Annotated in this window: 16 protein-coding genes; 5 read left to right on the forward strand and 11 right to left on the reverse strand. The window is 65.8% G+C overall.

Annotation, left to right across the window (positions count from 1 at the left end):
* The first annotated feature begins 106 nt into the window (after positions 1-106).
* From kynA to B3098_RS06310, 4 genes are all read left to right on the forward strand, one after another.
* Positions 107-955: a tryptophan 2,3-dioxygenase gene (gene kynA / locus B3098_RS06295; RefSeq protein WP_286893073.1), complete on the forward strand. Its 849-nt coding sequence runs from the start codon at positions 107-109 to the stop codon at positions 953-955.
* Between the two features lie 221 nt (positions 956-1176).
* The gene (locus tag B3098_RS06300) at positions 1177-1443 is read left to right on the forward strand and encodes a type B 50S ribosomal protein L31 (RefSeq protein WP_008164119.1); all 267 of its coding nucleotides are present in this window, start codon (positions 1177-1179) and stop codon (positions 1441-1443) included.
* A gap of 124 nt (positions 1444-1567) precedes the next feature.
* Positions 1568-3298, forward strand: coding sequence for an ArnT family glycosyltransferase (locus tag B3098_RS06305; protein ID WP_175124702.1), 1731 nt, complete (start codon positions 1568-1570; stop codon positions 3296-3298).
* Positions 3295-4695 (forward strand): MATE family efflux transporter, encoded by a 1401-nt coding sequence (locus B3098_RS06310; RefSeq protein ID WP_286893083.1) that lies wholly within the window; start codon positions 3295-3297, stop codon positions 4693-4695. Before B3098_RS06305 ends, B3098_RS06310 begins: the two co-directional genes overlap by 4 nt.
* 60 nt (positions 4696-4755) lie before the next feature.
* Here the strand turns inward: B3098_RS06310 and paaK are convergent, their stop codons facing one another.
* The 9 genes from paaK to paaA all read right to left on the reverse strand — a co-directional run bounded on the left by paaK (position 4756) and on the right by paaA (position 12943).
* The gene (gene paaK / locus B3098_RS06315) at positions 4756-6069 is read right to left on the reverse strand and encodes a phenylacetate--CoA ligase PaaK (protein WP_175124704.1); all 1314 of its coding nucleotides are present in this window, start codon (positions 6067-6069) and stop codon (positions 4756-4758) included.
* Between the two features lie 36 nt (positions 6070-6105).
* On the reverse strand, positions 6106-6576 hold the full coding sequence (gene paaI / locus B3098_RS06320) for a hydroxyphenylacetyl-CoA thioesterase PaaI (RefSeq protein WP_056569414.1): 471 nt from the start codon (positions 6574-6576) through the stop codon (positions 6106-6108).
* A complete protein-coding gene (paaG, locus tag B3098_RS06325) occupies positions 6576-7364 on the reverse strand; it encodes a 2-(1,2-epoxy-1,2-dihydrophenyl)acetyl-CoA isomerase PaaG (protein WP_239212411.1) in 789 nt (262 codons plus the stop codon). Before paaG ends, paaI begins: the two co-directional genes overlap by 1 nt.
* 15 nt (positions 7365-7379) lie before the next feature.
* Positions 7380-9044 carry a phenylacetic acid degradation protein PaaN gene (paaN, locus tag B3098_RS06330; protein WP_175124706.1) on the reverse strand — a complete coding sequence of 555 codons (1665 nt, stop codon included), beginning with the start codon at positions 9042-9044 and terminating at the stop codon, positions 7380-7382.
* A gap of 47 nt (positions 9045-9091) precedes the next feature.
* Complete coding sequence (gene paaE / locus B3098_RS06335) at positions 9092-10180, reverse strand: 1,2-phenylacetyl-CoA epoxidase subunit PaaE (protein ID WP_175124707.1); 1089 nt, start codon at positions 10178-10180, stop codon at positions 9092-9094.
* Between the two features lie 14 nt (positions 10181-10194).
* Complete coding sequence (gene paaD / locus B3098_RS06340) at positions 10195-10701, reverse strand: 1,2-phenylacetyl-CoA epoxidase subunit PaaD (RefSeq protein WP_286893106.1); 507 nt, start codon at positions 10699-10701, stop codon at positions 10195-10197.
* Complete coding sequence (paaC, locus tag B3098_RS06345) at positions 10698-11462, reverse strand: 1,2-phenylacetyl-CoA epoxidase subunit PaaC (protein ID WP_286893107.1); 765 nt, start codon at positions 11460-11462, stop codon at positions 10698-10700. The genes paaD and paaC overlap by 4 nt, the downstream gene beginning before the upstream one ends.
* Positions 11463-11478: 16 nt before the next feature.
* Positions 11479-11763 carry a 1,2-phenylacetyl-CoA epoxidase subunit PaaB gene (paaB, locus tag B3098_RS06350; protein WP_006388300.1) on the reverse strand — a complete coding sequence of 95 codons (285 nt, stop codon included), beginning with the start codon at positions 11761-11763 and terminating at the stop codon, positions 11479-11481.
* Positions 11764-11953: 190 nt separating this feature from the next.
* Positions 11954-12943 carry a 1,2-phenylacetyl-CoA epoxidase subunit PaaA gene (gene paaA / locus B3098_RS06355; RefSeq protein ID WP_175124709.1) on the reverse strand — a complete coding sequence of 330 codons (990 nt, stop codon included), beginning with the start codon at positions 12941-12943 and terminating at the stop codon, positions 11954-11956.
* A 172-nt stretch (positions 12944-13115) separates the two neighbouring features.
* On the opposite strand from paaA, the gene paaX reads away from it, so the two are divergent.
* On the forward strand, positions 13116-14045 hold the full coding sequence (paaX, locus tag B3098_RS06360; RefSeq protein WP_286893134.1) for a phenylacetic acid degradation operon negative regulatory protein PaaX: 930 nt from the start codon (positions 13116-13118) through the stop codon (positions 14043-14045).
* Positions 14046-14064: 19 nt separating this feature from the next.
* Here paaX and B3098_RS06365 read toward each other — a convergent pair whose 3' ends face one another.
* Both B3098_RS06365 and orn read right to left on the reverse strand, forming a co-directional pair.
* A complete protein-coding gene (locus tag B3098_RS06365) occupies positions 14065-14706 on the reverse strand; it encodes an NAD(P)H-hydrate epimerase (protein ID WP_286893137.1) in 642 nt (213 codons plus the stop codon).
* A gap of 52 nt (positions 14707-14758) precedes the next feature.
* A complete protein-coding gene (gene orn / locus B3098_RS06370) occupies positions 14759-15304 on the reverse strand; it encodes an oligoribonuclease (RefSeq protein WP_105237948.1) in 546 nt (181 codons plus the stop codon).
* Positions 15305-15358: the final 54 nt, after the last annotated feature.

Here is a 15358-nt window from a genome sequence, read left to right on the forward strand (position 1 = left end):
CCGCCCCGCTTGGAGAATCGACCATGCAATTCCTATTCGCGCCCCACTGGCGCGCCCTGCCCGCATCCGCCCGCCGCGCTGCGCCGCCCTGCCACGGAGGCCGCGCATGAGCCAGAACGAACGCCCCGAAGACATCGTCCACCAGGAAAAGGCGCAACTCGATTTCGCGCGCGACATGACCTACGGCGATTACCTGCATCTTGATGAACTGCTTGGCGCCCAGCACCCGATGTCGCCCGAGCACAACGAGATGCTGTTCATCATCCAGCACCAGACCAGCGAGCTCTGGATGAAGCTGATGCTGCACGAGCTGCGGGCCGCGATCGCCAGCGTCGCAGAGGACCGCCTGCAGCCGGCCTTCAAGATGCTGGCGCGCGTCAGCAAGATCATGGAGCAGCTCGTCCACGCCTGGGACGTGCTGGCAACCATGACGCCGCCTGAATACTCTGCGCTGCGTCCCTATCTGGCGCGTTCCAGCGGATTCCAGAGCTACCAGTACCGCCAGGTCGAATTCCTGCTGGGCAACAAGAACGCGGCCATGCTCAAGCCGCATTCGCACCGCGCCGACCTGCTGGCCCAGGTGCAGAGCGCCTACGAGGCCCCGTCGCTGTACGACGAGGCACTGCGGCTACTGGCGCGCAACGGCCTGGATATCCCAGCCAATCACCTGGAACGCGACTGGACCCAGCCGTATCAGGCGTCGGCGGCGGTCGAAGCCGCCTGGCTGACGGTCTACCGCGACACGGACCGTTATTGGGCGCTTTACCAGCTTGGTGAAAAGCTGACCGACCTGGAAGACGCCTTCCGGTTGTGGCGATTCCGCCACGTTACGACGGTAGAACGCGTCATCGGCTTCAAGCGGGGCACGGGCGGCACGTCGGGCGTGGATTACCTGCGGCGCATGCTGGAAGTGGTGCTGTTTCCGGAGATCTGGAAACTGCGCACGGATCTCTGACATTTGCGTCGCGCTGAAACCCGGGCCGCATGACAGCCCGGGCGCCCATTTGCGGCTGGCCGCAGGCGGGATCGCGTGCTAGAATGCGGGGTTACTTTTTGGATACGTGGCTAGCGCCTGTCGCGCCAAGATTTGGTAGCGAACCGCGGCAGCGGAACCAGGCAGCTGTAGCTGGCGACCCTAACACTTGAAAAAGACTCGACCGAGTCTAGGAAAGCACCATGAAAGAAGGCATTCACCCCGAATACCGCGAAGTCGTCTTCGCCGACCTGCAAACGGGCAACAAGTTCATCACCCGTTCGACCGTCCAAACGCGCGAAACCGTTGAACTCGACGGCAAGACGTACCCGCTCTTCAAGTGCGACGTGACCTCCGAATCGCACCCGTTCTACACTGGCGCCCAGACCCGCATCGTCGAAACCGGCCGCGTGGAAAAGTTCCGCGCCCGTTTCGCCCGCACGGCTGGCACGGTCAAGTCCGCTTCCTGATCCTGTTGCTCCTACGGGAGTCACAGCAAAAAGGCAGCCTTCGGGCTGCTTTTTTTTCCCCCCTCGACGCCAGAAGGCCGGTCAGGGGGTGGCGCATCCCGACCACTCGGTTACATTAACGCCCGTGTCCCCACTTTCCATTTCCACGCCGGCCCGGCTTACGTCGGTAGCCACCGCAAAACTGCCCCGCCTTATCCTGCTGGGCCTGTCCCTGGCCTACATCGTGGCCGGGCTGTTCATGCGCGACCCGTGGAAAACCGACGACGCCGTCGGACTGGCGACGATGATCACCGCGATCCGCGAAGGCGGCCTGACCTGGCTGCTGCCGCAGGTGGGGCACCTGGCCCACGCCGAGGAAGGTCCGCTGATCACCTGGGTGGGCGCCATCAGCATCTGGCTGTTCGGGCCATTCATCGGGGACATCACTGCCGGCCGCCTGCCCAATCTGCTGTGGTTCGGCATCACGGCCTCGAGCGTCTGGTACGGCACGTATCTGCTCGGCCGCCGGGCCGAAGCCCAGCCGCTGGCGCTGCCCTTTGGCGGGGAACCCGAACCGCGCGACTACGGCCGCATGCTGGCCGACGCCGCCCTCCTTTTGCTGCTTGCCACGGTCGGCATCCTGCAGCGCACCCACGAAACCACCGTCATCCCCGCCATCATGGCCTGCCAGGCGCTTGCGTTCTATTCGCTGGCGCGCACGGTGGATCGTCCCGTCACCGGCTCGACCACGCTTGGCATTGCGCTGGCTGCCAGCTTCCTGACGCGCGGTTGGGTGGGCGCCCTGCCCATCATGGTCGGCGTCGCGCTGGCCTTCTATCCGCGCAGCCAGCTCTGGAAGTGCAAGCGCTGGATGCTGTGGGCCGCGGTGCTGGCTACCGGTCTGATCCTTGCCTGGTGGATTCCCGCCAGCCAGGGCAGCGAGTACTGGATCCGCAACTGGAAGACCTGGAATCTGTCGTCCTTCGCCATCCCTGGCCTGCACGACGCCGCACGCACGCTACGCGACCTGCCGTGGTACCTGTGGCCGACCTGGCCGCTGGCGCTGCTGGCGATCTGGCGGTGGCGCGCCTGGATCTACGCGCCGCACATCTGGGTGCCGCTGATGCTGCTGGTGTGCTCGGCAGTGATCCTGTTCTTCGTGGATGAGGCCAGCGATTCCGAATTCGTGCTGCTGGCCGTGCCGTGCGCGGTGCTGGGCGCGTTCTCGCTGCCCACGCTGCGCCGCGGCGTGGTGAACACGCTGGACTGGTTTGCCGTCATGTGTTTTTCGCTGACGGTGGCCACCGCCTGGCTCGGCTGGGTGGCGCTGCACTTCCATTGGCCGGCGCAGATTTCCCGCAACATCGCCCGCCAGACCACCGGTTATGAACCCGTGATCTCGTGGGTCGCCTTTGCGCTGGCGGTGCTCTTCACTCTGGGCTGGATCGTCCTGGTCGTCTGGCGGCTGCGCGTGCGCCCCCAGGCGCTGTGGCGCGGCACCGTGCTGTCGGCCGGCGGCCTGACCGTGACGTGGATCCTGCTCGTGCTGTTGTGGCAACCCGCGGTGGACTACGCACGCAGCTATCGCACGGTGTCCGGCCAACTGGCCCAGGCCATCGCGCAGCACAAGCGCCCGGGCGAGTGCATCCGGGGGCTCAGCCTGGGCAGCGGGCAGCGCGCCTCGTTCCTGATCTTCAATAACCTGTCGTTCCCGTTCGACACGCGCTGCACGCTGGTCCTGCAACAGACCACCAACCAGAGCCTGCGCGACGGCACGGCCGCGTACAGCGAAGGCGCCGAAGTCCTCTGGCAAGGCGGCCGCCGCGCCGACCGTTCCGAAGTCTTCCGCCTGCTGCGAACCGGCGTCAAGCCATGACCGCCGCGATCGGGGCGCCGATGACCTTCGGCGCCACCCTGCGCGGCATCGCCAAGCAGGCCTGGCCCGTCCTCATCAGCCAGTGGGCCAGCATCTCTTTCGGGGTGCTGGACACCGCCATGACGGGACACTCCAGCCCCGACGATCTGGCGGCGATGGCGCTTTCCGCTTCCATCTACATCACCGTCTTCGTCGGCCTGATGGGCGTCGTGCACGCCCTGATCCCGATCCTGGCGCAGCAGTTCGGCGCCGGCAACAACGCGGAAGTCGGAAAGAGCTGGGGCCAAGGCGTGTGGCTGGCGCTCGGCCTGTCGGTCGTGGGCGCCGCGCTGATGCTGTTTCCGGACATGTGGCTCTTCATGTCGGGGGACGTCGCCCCGGGCGTGCGCGACCGCATCGCGTCGTACCTGCAGGCACTGGTGCTGGCCCTGCCCGCCGCGCTGGTGTTCCGCACCATCTACGCGCTGGGCACCGCGGTGTCGCGGCCCAAGCTCGTGATGGCCATCAACCTGTCCATCATCGGGTTCAAGGCGCTGTTCAACTGGCTCTTCATCTACGGCAAGCTGGGCCTGCCGGCGATGGGCGCAGCCGGCGCGGGGCTGGCGACGGCCGTGGTGTCGTGGATGAGCCTGGGCCTGGGTCTGTGGGTGATCACGCACGATCGCTATTACCGCCGCTTCCAGCTTCGCATCGGCAAGCCGGACTGGAAGGCGCTCAAGGAACTGCTGCGCCTGGGCATCCCGATGGGCGGCTCGTACTTGGTCGAGGTCTCAGCGTTCACGTTCATGGCGCTGCTGGTGGCGCGCGAGGGCACCTTCGTGACCGGCGGGCATCAGATCATGTCGAACCTGGCCGCGCTCTGCTACATGATGCCGATGGCGCTGGGCGTGGCGACCGCTGCGCTGACGGCGCAGGCCATCGGCGCGGGCAATTATGCGCACGCCCATCGCACCGGCATGGCCGGTCTGGCGCTGGGTCTGATCGGCGCGCTGATGACGGCTGCGGTGCTGCTGATCGGCCGTCCGCTGATCCTGGCCGCGTACACGGACGACGGCGCGGTTGCCGCCGTCGCAACCACGCTGCTCGCCGTGCTGCCGCTCTTTCACCTGTTCGATTCGATGCAGTGCATCAACTCGTACCTGCTGCGCGCGTACAAGATCGCGGTCGTGCCGCTGATCCTGCAGACGGTCGCGCTGGCGGGCGTGGGGCTGGTTGGGGGCTGGTGGTTTGGGTTTGGTCCCGGCCGGGGCGGCATCGACGGTCTGCGCGAAGTGCTGGTGCCGGGCTCGCCGCAGGGGGCCGGCAGCATGTGGCTGATGGCCATGTTCGGGCTGGCTTTGTCGGCGGTCCTGCTGCACCTCTGGTATCGGCGCATACTGCGGACGGTGGGGCGATAAAGGTCGCGAAATGAAGAAAGGCAGCCGGTTGGCTGCCTTTTTTGCGTAGGGACGCGCCCTCTACTTCGGACGCTTGTCGATCACCCGGCGTGCCTTGCCGGTCAAGGTGCGTTCGACATGCCCGGCATCCGACACCTGGATCCGCGCGCTCACGCCGATGTGCGTCTTCACGGCATGCTGCAGCTGCTTGCCCAGATTGGCGCGCTCGGCGTCGGACAGGCCCGAGAACTCGGCGCGCACTTCAGTCAGGATTTCCAGTTCGTCCATGTTGCCCGAACGGGACAGCACCAGCTGATAGTGCGGCGCAAGCTGCGCGATCTTCAGGACCAGTTCTTCCACCTGCGTGGGGAACATGTTCACCCCACGCACGATCAGCATGTCGTCGCTGCGGCCGGTGATCTTGCCGATGCGGCGCATGCTGCGCGCGGTGGGCGGCAACAGGCGGGTCAGATCGCGCGTGCGGTAGCGCACGATGGGCATCGCTTCCTTGGTCAGCGACGTGAACACCAGTTCGCCCGGTTCGCCGTCGGCCACCGGTTCGCCGGTATCCGGGTTGATGATCTCGGCGTAGAAGTGGTCTTCCCAGACCACCGGACCGTCCTTGGTCTCGACGCATTCGCTCGCCACGCCCGGGCCCATCACTTCAGACAGCCCATAGATATCGACCGCGTCGATGCCCGCTTCGGCTTCGATGTCGGCACGCATCTGGCCGGTCCACGGCTCGGCGCCGAAGATGCCGATGCGCAGGGAGCTTTGACGCGGGTCGATGCCCTGACGGCGCTGCTCTTCCAGGATGTTGCAGAAATAGGAAGGCGTGACCATGATGATGTCCGGACGGAAATCATTGATCAGCTGCACCTGCTTTTCGGTTTGCCCGCCGGACATCGGAATGACCGTGCAACCCAGGCGCTCGGCGCCGTAGTGCGCGCCCAGGCCGCCGGTGAACAGCCCGTACCCATAGGCCACGTGCACGGTGTCGCCGGGCTTGCCGCCTGCGGCACGGATCGAACGCGCCACCAGGTTGGCCCAGTTGTCCAGGTCGCCCTGGGTGTAGCCGACCACGGTCGGCTTGCCGGTCGTGCCGCTGGACGCATGAATGCGCGAGATGCGCTCGCGCGGCACGGCGAACATGCCGAACGGATAGTTCTCGCGCAGTTCCTTCTTGGTCGTGAACGGGAACTTCGAAATATCCGACAACTGCTTCAGGTCGTCGGGATGCACGCCGGCTTCGTCGAACGCCTTCTTGTAGTGCGGGACGTTTTCGTACGCATGCTTGAGGGTCCACTTCAAGCGATCGAGCTGCAGGGCCCGCAGCTCGTCCTGGCTGGCATGCTCGATAGGATCCAGTCCCGGCTTGCTCATGGTGTTGGGCATGATGATGTCTCTCTTCTCTTTGGTACGGTGCAGCAGTCAGGCGTCCGTGGGCGTCCCGACGATCTGGCCCTTGATGCGGTAGGAGCGCCCCCTGAACAAGGCCACGTTGCGTCCATCCTGATTGGTGACGGTGACGTCATAGACGCCGGTGCGGCCGGCCAGCGAACGCTCCTGGGCGACGGCGGTCAGCAGGTCGCCTTCGAAGCCCGGCGCCAGATAGTCGATCGTGCAGCCCGACGCCACGGTGCTGACGTTGCGCGAATTGCACGAAAACGCGAACGCGCTGTCGGCCAGGGCGAAGATGAAACCGCCGTGGCAGGTCTTGTGGCCGTTCAGCATGTCGGGCCGAACGCGCATGGTCAGCCGCGCATAGCCCGGCGCCATTTCCTCGATCTTCATGTCCAGGCCTTGCGTGGCCGCGTCGCCGGCATACATCACCGAGCCCACGGCCTGCGCCAGCGCCTGCGGGTCGGTCGGCACTTCAACGGGGGGAACGTGCACGCTCATCATTGCCCCTTGAACTGCGGTTCACGCTTGCCAAGGAACGCGGCGACGCCTTCGGCGTAATCCGCGCTCTGGCCCAGTTCGCGCATCATGTCGCGTTCCAGGTCGAGCTGCGTGGACAGATCATTGGACAAGCTGGCCTGCAGGGCGCGCTTGGTGAACGCCAGGCCCTTGGTGGGCGCGGCCGCGAAGTGCGTGGCCAGGCGATCGAGCGTGGCGTCGAATTCCTCGTCAGCCACGCATTGCCAGATCAGGCCCCACTCTTCTGCCTGCTTGGCGCTGAGCTTGTCGCCCAGCATCGCCAGACCCATGGCCCGCGCGCGGCCCACCAGACGCGGCAGCACGAACGTGCCGCCCGTGTCGGGGATGAGGCCCAGGCGGCAGAACGACTGGATGAAGCTGGCCGAGGCCTTGGCGATGACGATGTCGCCCGCGAAGGCCAGATTGGCGCCCGCGCCTGCCGCGACGCCGTTCACGCCCACCACGACCGGCATGGGCAGGGCATTGAGGCGGCGCACCAGCGGGCCGTAGAACTTGTCGACGGTCTCGCCCAGGTCGGGCGGCGTGCCGTCCGGCGCGGGCTTGCGCTCGCTCAGGTCCTGGCCGGCGCAGAAGCCGCGGCCCGCGCCGGTCAGCACCAGCACGCGCGCGCCTTCGGTTTCGACGCGGGTCAGCGCGTCGGCCACTTCGGCGTGCATGTTGGCCGTGAAGCTGTTCAGCTTGTCCGGGCGGTTCAGCGTCAGGCGCGCAACGCCGCCGGACAGGTCGAATTGAATATCCTGATAGCTCATCTGCGATCGCCCGGCTTAGATGTGACGGCGCGTTTGCACCACGCGGAAGCGGTTCGAGACAAACGCCGTGTCCGACAGCGCGGCATTGGCCGCCGGATTGGCGCCGGTGCCGTGGAAGTCGCTGAAGGCGGCGGTCTGGTTGACGAACACCGCGCCGGTCAGGTTCAGCGAGAGCGACACGCCCGAGACTTCGGCGGCGTCCTGCACCTGCTCGGCCACGCGATCATCCGTCGTGTAGGCCGACAGCGACAGCGCGCCGTGCTTGATGACGCTGTCGCGCGCCAGCTGGATGCTGTGCGCGGTGGAATCCGTGGCGACGACAAACGCGATGGGGCCGAACCACTCTTGGCCCAGCGCCGCATTGCCGGCCTCGGTGCGCAGCAGCAGCGGCGTGCGCACGCGGGCGTTTTCGAACTGGGGATGCGCCAGCGTCTTGCTGTCCGCCACAACGGGCAGACCCAGCGCACGGGCTTTCTCGATGCGCTCAACGATGCCTTCGTTCTGGATGGCGCCCGTCAGTTCGACGGCCTTGGCGGCGTCGGCGCCCACCTTTTCCAGCGCCACGCCCAGCGCGGCGGCCACGTCGTCGAAGCTGACACGGCCTTCCGGCGTGTTGATGCCGTCGCGCGGCACGTAGATGTTCTGCGGCGCGGTGCACATCTGACCGGAATACAGGGCCAGCGAGAACGCCAGGTTGCGGGCCACGCCCTTCAGGTCGTTCGTCGAATCGATGATGACCTGGTTCACGCCGGCCTTCTCGGTGTAGACCTGAGCCTGGCGCGCATTGTTTTCGAGCCAGTCGCCGTTGGCGGTGCTGCCGGTGAAGTCAACGATCTTGACGGCCGGGTCCAGCGCCAGCTTCTGCGCGGTGTCGTCACCTGCCTCGTGGGCGGCCAGTTGCACGACGTCGGGATCGAAGCCCGCTTCCTGCAGCACTTCGCGCGCCACCTTCACGGTGATGGCCAGCGGCAGGATCGCGCCCGGGTGCGGCTTGACGATGACGGTGTTGCCCGTCGCCAGGCTGGCGAACAGGCCCGGGTAGCCGTTCCACGTCGGGAAGGTCGAGCAGCCGATCACCAGCGCGACGCCGCGCGGCACGACGGTGAACTGCTTTTCCATGCGAATGGGATCGTTCTTGCCCTGCGGCTTTTCCCAGACGGCGATGCCCGGGATGCGCGACATTTCCTGCCAGGCGTAGGTCACGGCTTCAAAGCCCCGGTCCTGCGCGTGCGGGCCGCCGGCCTGGAAGGCCATCATGAAGCCCTGGCCCGTGGTGTGCTGGACCGCGTAGGCGATCTGGAAGCTGAGCTTGTTCAGGCGCGCCAGGATTTCCAGCGACACGCCCACCCAGGCGTGGGGACCGGCGCGGCGCCAGTCTTCCAGCGCGCGCTTGGAGGCGGCGATCAGCTTGTCCGCCGGCACGCGGGGATACGTGATGCCCAGGTCGAAACCATAGGGAGATTTTTCGCCGCCCACGACGCCGTCGGCATCATGCAGGTTCAGCGGAAAGGGCTTGCCCTGAAGCGCTTCGAAGGCGGCGCGGCCTTCGTCGTTGGCGGTCTCGCCGTAGTTGCGCGGACTGGGCGACTCGGCAAACGGGCTCCAGTAGCCGCGCAGCGCGGCGGCAGCCAGGGATTGTTCCAGCAGGGGCTGGTGACGTTCGAAGAATTTCTGGGACACGCTCGTCTCTCCAATAAGTTTTGAATGCTTGCCTGGCGTGCGCCGGGTCAGGTTTCCTGGTCGAAGTCGATGACCAGCCGGTCGCTGACCGGGAAGCTCTGGCAGCTCAGGATGAACCCGCGCGCGACTTCATAATCTTCAAGGGCAAAGTTGGCGTCCATGTCCACCTCGCCTTCGATCACCTTGCAACGGCAGGTGGAACACACCCCGCCCTTGCACGAATACGGCAGTTCGATGCCCTGCGCCAGCGCCGAATCCAGCACGCTGTCCTTGTTCTTGTCGATGACGAACATGCGGCTGTGTCCGTCCTGCACCACGGTGACTTCGCACTGTCCCTTGCCGGGCGCCTGGGGGGCGTCCTGACCGGTGCGCAGCGCGCGCGGACCCTTGGGTGCGCCGAAGAGCTCGAACTTGATGTTCGACTTGGGGATGCCGCGCGCCTGCAACCGTTCGACCACGCTCTCGGTCATGGTCTGCGGACCGCACACAAAAGCGTAATCGATATCCTCGGGGCTCATCCAGGCCGACATCAGCTGGTCGACCTTGTCGCCATCCAGGCGGCCGTTGAAGAGCTCGATGTCCTGCGTTTCGCGGCTCATCACGTAGACCAGCGAAAAGCGGTCCATGTACAGGTTCTTCAGGTCCTCGATTTCCTCGCGGAACAGCACCGCGGACGAGGCGCGATTGCCGAAGAACAGCGTGAACTTGCTGCGCGGCTCGGTCGACAGCGCCGTCTTGACCAGCGAAAACACGGGGGTGATGCCGCTGCCCACGGCAAACGCCACATAGTGGCGCTGGTTCTCGGGCGAGAAGTCCACCGTGAAGTTGCCCGCCGGCGCCATGACCTCCAGGGTCTGGCCGGGCTGCAATTCGTGATTGGCCCAGCTCGAGAACACGCCCTCGTCGACCTTCTTGATCGCCACGCGCAAGAGCTTGTCGTGCGGCGCCGAACAGATCGAATACGAACGGCGCAGTTCTTCGCCATTGAGCTGGGTGCGCAGCGTCAGGTATTGGCCGGGCAGGAAGGCGAACTCGTTCGTCAGCGTGTCGGGCAGATCAAAGGTCACGACCACGGCATCGCGCGTATTGCGCGCCACGGACGCCACCTTCAAAGCATGGAATTGGTTCTGGCTCATCTCGAAACCACTCTTTAGTGAGTCTTGAAATAATCGAAGGGCTCGCGGCACGAAACGCAGCGATACAGCGCCTTGCACGACGTTGACCCGAAATTGCTGACCAGCCGCGTGTCGCGCGAGCCGCAGCGCGGGCAGGCGATGGCCGGGGCCGCCGTGCGGCGGCTGATGCCCGAAATGTCGATGGCGCGTTCAGCGGGCGCGGCGATGCCGTAGCCCTTGAGCGCCTCGCGCCCTTTTTCGCTCATCCAGTCGGTCGTCCAGGCGGGCGCAAGACGCGTCTCCACCCGGACCTCGGACACGCCGTGGCGTTCGAGCGTCTGGCGGATGTCCTGCGTGATCTCGCGCATGGCTGGGCAGCCCGAATAGGTGGGCGTGATGACGACGACGCATGCTTCGCCGTCCCACGACACTTCACGCACCACGCCCAGGTCCACCACGGACAGCACGGGGATCTCGGGGTCCGGGACCTCCTGCAGCCAGGCAAAGACCTGGTCGGCGGAAATGGGCGCCAGCGCGTTCACCACGTGGCTCCCGGGTAGGCGCGGTGCAGATGCTGCATCTCGGCCAGCACGTAGCCCAGCGCCTCGGTGTGCTTGCCCTGGCGGCCGCCGCGATGCGCGGCGTGGTTGCCGGCGGCTTCGTCGGGAACGGTCAGCGTGGCTTCTTCCAGCACTTCGCGCACGTGTGCAAGCCACGGCTGGCGCAGCGCGGACAGGGCACAGCCGATACCGCGCGCCGCGAGGTCCTGGTCGATGGCGTCGTCGGTGAAGAGCTCGCCCGTGAAACGCCACGCGTCATCGATAGCGGCCTGCATCTTGGCGTGGCTTTCCGCCGTGCCATCGCCCAGGCGCACCACCATGTCCGAGGAGCGGCGCACGTGATAGGTCACTTCCTTGAGCGACTTGGCCGCGATGGCCGCGACACGCTCATCCGTGGACGTCTCCAGGCGCTGCAGAAGGAAGTAGTGCCAGACGTCGAACAGAAACTGCCGCGCCATGGTGTCGGCGTAGTTGCCGTTGTCGCGCTCGACCAGCAGCGCGTTGCGGAACTCGTGCGTGTCGCGCAGGTAGGCCAGCGCGTCCTCGTCGCGGCCCGCGCCTTCGACCTCGCCGGCCAGCGTCAGCCACATGCGGGCCTGGCCCAGCAGGTCGAGCGCGGTATTGGTCAGCGCCAGGTCCTCTTCCAGGATAGGACCGTGGCCCGTCCAGGCGCCCAGCCGCTGCGACAGGATGAGCGACGTGTCGCCCAGGCGCAGCAGGTATTCAAACAATGCTTTATCCATGTCTCCCCCACCCGCCTTACATGTGCTTGATTTCTTCGGGCATCGGGAAGAAGGTCGGATGCCGGTAGACCTTGCTGTTGGCCGGCTCGAACAGCGGGTCCTTGTCGCCCGGGCTGCTGGCCGAAATATCCGACGCACGCACCACCCAGATGCTCAGACCCTCGTTGCGGCGCGTGTACACGTCGCGGGCGTGATTGATCGCCATTTCCGCATCCGGCGCGTGCAGGCTGCCCACGTGCTTGTGCGCCAGGCCGTGCTGGCTGCGGATGAAGACTTCCCACAGAGGCCAGTCTTTGCTCATGATGGATTTCCTCTAGTGCCGGGTGCGCATTGCACGGCCGGTCTGCAATAAATGAATTAGGACTGCGAATGCCTGATGTGCCCAATCCCGAAGCGCAGCGAGGGCCAGCGGGGCCGCGCGGATCCGGGCTCCGCCGGTCCGCTGCGGCGCCCCCCTGGGGGGGAAGCGCGCAGCGCTCCGGGGGGGACCTCTAGGCGGCTTTACGGGCGGACTGCTTGTCGGCGTAGGCGACTAGCGCGTCGCGCACCCAGGCGCCGTCCTCGTGCGCCTTCACGCGCGCGGCAAGCCGTTCGCGGTTGCACGGACCGTTGCCCTTGAGCACAGCGTAGAACTCCGTCCAGTCGATTTCGCCGAAGTCGTAGTGACCGCGCTCGGCGTTCCACTTCAGATCGGGATCCGGCACGGTCAGGCCCAGGTACTCGGCCTGCGGCACGGTCTGGTCCACCATCTTCTGGCGCAGCTCGTCGTTGGAGAAGAGCTTGATCTTCCAGGCCATCGATTGGGCGCTGTTGGGCGAATCCGCATCCGACGGACCGAACATCATCAGCGCGGGCCACCACCAGCGGTTGAGCGAATCCTGGACCATCGCCTTCTGTTCGGGCGTGCCGTGCAGGCACATCTGCATGAGCAGGTCGTAACCCTGGCGCTGATGGAAGGACTCTTCCTTACAGACGCGCACCATGGCGCGCGCATACGGGCCGTAGGAACAGCGGCACAGCGGGATCTGGTTGATGATCGCCGAGCCGTCGACCAGCCAGCCGATCATGCCGATGTCGGCCCAACTCAGCGTGGGGTAATTGAAGATGCTGGAGTACTTGGCGCGGCCGGCGTGCAGGTCGTCGATCAGGTCGTCGCGCGACACGCCGAGGGTTTCGGCGGCGCTGTACAGGTAGAGCCCGTGGCCCGCCTCGTCCTGCACCTTGGCCAGAAGGATGGCCTTGCGCTTGAGGGACGGCGCGCGGGTGATCCAGTTGCCTTCCGGCAGCATGCCCACGATTTCCGAGTGCGCGTGCTGCGAAATCTGCCGCACCAGCGTCTTGCGGTAGGCCTCGGGCATCCAGTCCTTGGCCTCGATGCGGACGCCGTCGTCGATGCGCCGCTGGAACGTCTGTTCCAGGCCTTCAAGCTGGTCCGCGGTCTTGACCTGCTTGACGCCGGTTTCGACGAGTTGAGCGTACATAGTTGTCTCCTTGAGACGGTTTGCGAAAACGCAAAGCAAACGCTGCGCAGTGCCGTCATGTCATGAGACGATTATTTAATACAAAAAAATCATTGTCAAACTCAAATCTGTATCACATTGGATTTATGTATCATATCCGGCATCCCGATATCGGCCGTCCGCGGCCCTCCTCATGGCAAACCCTCAGTCGACCCTGGAACGCGCTCTGTCCCGCTTATTGAAAAGCGATCCGCCCCGCGCGAAATCGCTCTGCGTCAGCGTGCTGGGCGATGCATTGGCCCCGCACGGCGGCGCCATCTGGCTGGGCAGCCTGATCGAACTTCTGGCCCCGCTCGGGATCAACGAACGCCTGCTGCGCACCAGCGTCTTTCGTCTGGTGGCGCAGAACTGGCTGCAATCCGAACGCCATGGCCGGCGCAGCCTTTACCTGATTTCCGAGCAGGGATTGCGCCACACGTCGCACGCGTCGCAGCGCATTTACGTGGGCGGCGCCAAGGAATGGAACGGGGAATGGACGCTGGTCGCGCTGCCGCGCACAGGCAACGGACTGGCTGAACGCGGCGAGCTGCGCCGCGAATTGACGTGGGAAGGCTTCGGCATGATCGCGCCGGGGCTGTTTGCGCATCCGCATACCGAGGCGCGCGCCGCGCACGACATTCTTGAAAAGCTGGGTATCCCGGACCGGGCGCTGGTGCTGTCGGCCCGCGACCTGGCCGGCGCCGGCGGGCTGCCGATCGCCAGCCTGGCCACGCAATGCTGGAACCTGGACGACGTGGCCGAGCAATACCGCCAGTTCTCGCGCAACTTCGGACCGCTTGAAAAGCTGTTGGACGAGGCGCCCTCGCCCGCCGAGGCGTTCACCGTCCGCGTCATGGTGCTGCACAACTGGCGCCGGATCGTGCTGCACGATCCGCAACTGCCCGCCCCCATGCTGCCCGACAACTGGCCCGGCCACGCCGCGCGGGAATTGTGCGGACGGCTCTACTGGAAGGTGTTCGATCCCTCCGAAACCCACCTGAATGCCCTGGCCGGGCAGGACAACGAACGCTACCGCCCCCTGTCGTCCGAAGTCGAATCGCGCTTTGGCGGCCGGCCAGCCTGACGGCCGGCGCGTTGCGGGTTTAGCGGCCCGGGCTGTCCTCGCCGGCCATGACGACGCCCAGCGTGTCGATGTGGCATTCGCCCGCCGCCTCGCGTCCTGCGCCGGCGAGCGTGAGTCCACGGCATGCCGCAATGAACGACAACGTCCATCGCGCCCGGATCGGGCGGCCCAGCGCCACCCCGGTGTCGGCATCAATGCCGCTGGGCACATCCAGCGCCAGCACCGGAACCTGCCACGCATTGACCGTGTCGATCAGGGATTGCCACGCGGCATCGAGCGGACGGTTCAAGCCGATGCCGAACAGCCCGTCAATGACCAGCCCCTGAAACGGCCCGGCCGGCAACACGGCGTGCGTCCGGGATGCTCCGCCCTCGGCCAGCCAGCGGTCCCAGGCGCGCGCTGCATCAGCAGGCAGCCTGTCTGGCCCCGACGGCAGCACCACGAGGACATCCAGGCCGCGCGCCAGCAATAGCGCAGCCGCTTCCAATGCGTCCCCGCCGTTATTGCCGGGCCCGGCCAGCGCCAGAATCGACGTGCCGGCCGGCGCCCGCGCCGCGACGAAGCCGGCCGCCGCCGCGCCGGCCATCGGCATCAGCGCACGCCCCGTTGCCAGGGCGCGCTGTTCGGCTTGGCGGATCTGCGCGACGGAGTAGGACGGCATGACAGTCGGGTGCGGCCAAAGTCCGTGGGAACCGGGCGGTGCCCCGACGGTCTCAGACCTTCAGGAAATGCTCGCGGTAATACTTGAGCTCGTCGATGGACTCGTAGATGTCGGCCAGCGCTTCGTGGCGGCTCTTTTTCTCGAATCCCTTGTAGACGGCGGGGGCCCAACGGCGCGCCAGCTCCTTGAGCGTGCTGACGTCCAGGTTGCGGTAATGGAAGAACTGTTCCAGGCGCGGCATGTAGGCAAACATGAAGCGGCGGTCCTGGCTGATGGTGTTGCCGCACATGGGCGATTTGCCCGCCGGCACATGCTGCGCAAGAAACGCCAACAGCGTATCCTCTGCCTCTGCCTCGGTCACCGTGGACGCCTTGACCTTGTCGATCAGCCCGCTCTTTCCGTGCGTCGACTTGTTCCAGTTGTCCATCGCGTCGAGCAGGCTGTCGGACTGGTGCACGACGATCACCGGACCTTCGGCCACGACCGTCAGGTCGGGTTCGGTCACCACGACGGCGACCTCGATAATGCGTTCTTTCTCGGGGTCCAACCCCGTCATTTCCATGTCGAGCCAGATCAGGCGGTTTTCGTTCGCAGCCATATAATTTGCCTTTAAAACGCGCGATTTTCGCACATCCCTTCTTGAGCAAAACGC

The sequence above is a fragment of the Achromobacter sp. UBA2119 genome (assembly GCF_002331005.1).
Lineage (GTDB): Bacteria > Pseudomonadota > Gammaproteobacteria > Burkholderiales > Burkholderiaceae_B > Achromobacter > Achromobacter animicus.

Coding starts and splice junctions, on each gene's coding strand:
- B3098_RS06300 (WP_008164119.1), top strand. CDS start 1,177: ATGAAAGAAGGCATTCACCCCGAATACCGCGAAGTCGTCTTCGCCGAC.
- paaG (WP_239212411.1), bottom strand. CDS start 7,364: ATGAGCTATCAGGATATTCAATTCGACCTGTCCGGCGGCGTTGCGCGC.
- paaK (WP_175124704.1), bottom strand. CDS start 6,069: ATGCCCAACACCATGAGCAAGCCGGGACTGGATCCTATCGAGCATGCC.
- paaB (WP_006388300.1), bottom strand. CDS start 11,763: ATGAGCAAAGACTGGCCTCTGTGGGAAGTCTTCATCCGCAGCCAGCAC.
- paaA (WP_175124709.1), bottom strand. CDS start 12,943: ATGTACGCTCAACTCGTCGAAACCGGCGTCAAGCAGGTCAAGACCGCG.
- orn (WP_105237948.1), bottom strand. CDS start 15,304: ATGGCTGCGAACGAAAACCGCCTGATCTGGCTCGACATGGAAATGACG.
- paaI (WP_056569414.1), bottom strand. CDS start 6,576: ATGAGCGTGCACGTTCCCCCCGTTGAAGTGCCGACCGACCCGCAGGCG.
- paaX (WP_286893134.1), top strand. CDS start 13,116: ATGGCAAACCCTCAGTCGACCCTGGAACGCGCTCTGTCCCGCTTATTG.
- B3098_RS06365 (WP_286893137.1), bottom strand. CDS start 14,706: ATGCCGTCCTACTCCGTCGCGCAGATCCGCCAAGCCGAACAGCGCGCC.
- kynA (WP_286893073.1), top strand. CDS start 107: ATGAGCCAGAACGAACGCCCCGAAGACATCGTCCACCAGGAAAAGGCG.
- B3098_RS06310 (WP_286893083.1), top strand. CDS start 3,295: ATGACCGCCGCGATCGGGGCGCCGATGACCTTCGGCGCCACCCTGCGC.
- paaC (WP_286893107.1), bottom strand. CDS start 11,462: ATGGATAAAGCATTGTTTGAATACCTGCTGCGCCTGGGCGACACGTCG.
- paaE (WP_175124707.1), bottom strand. CDS start 10,180: ATGAGCCAGAACCAATTCCATGCTTTGAAGGTGGCGTCCGTGGCGCGC.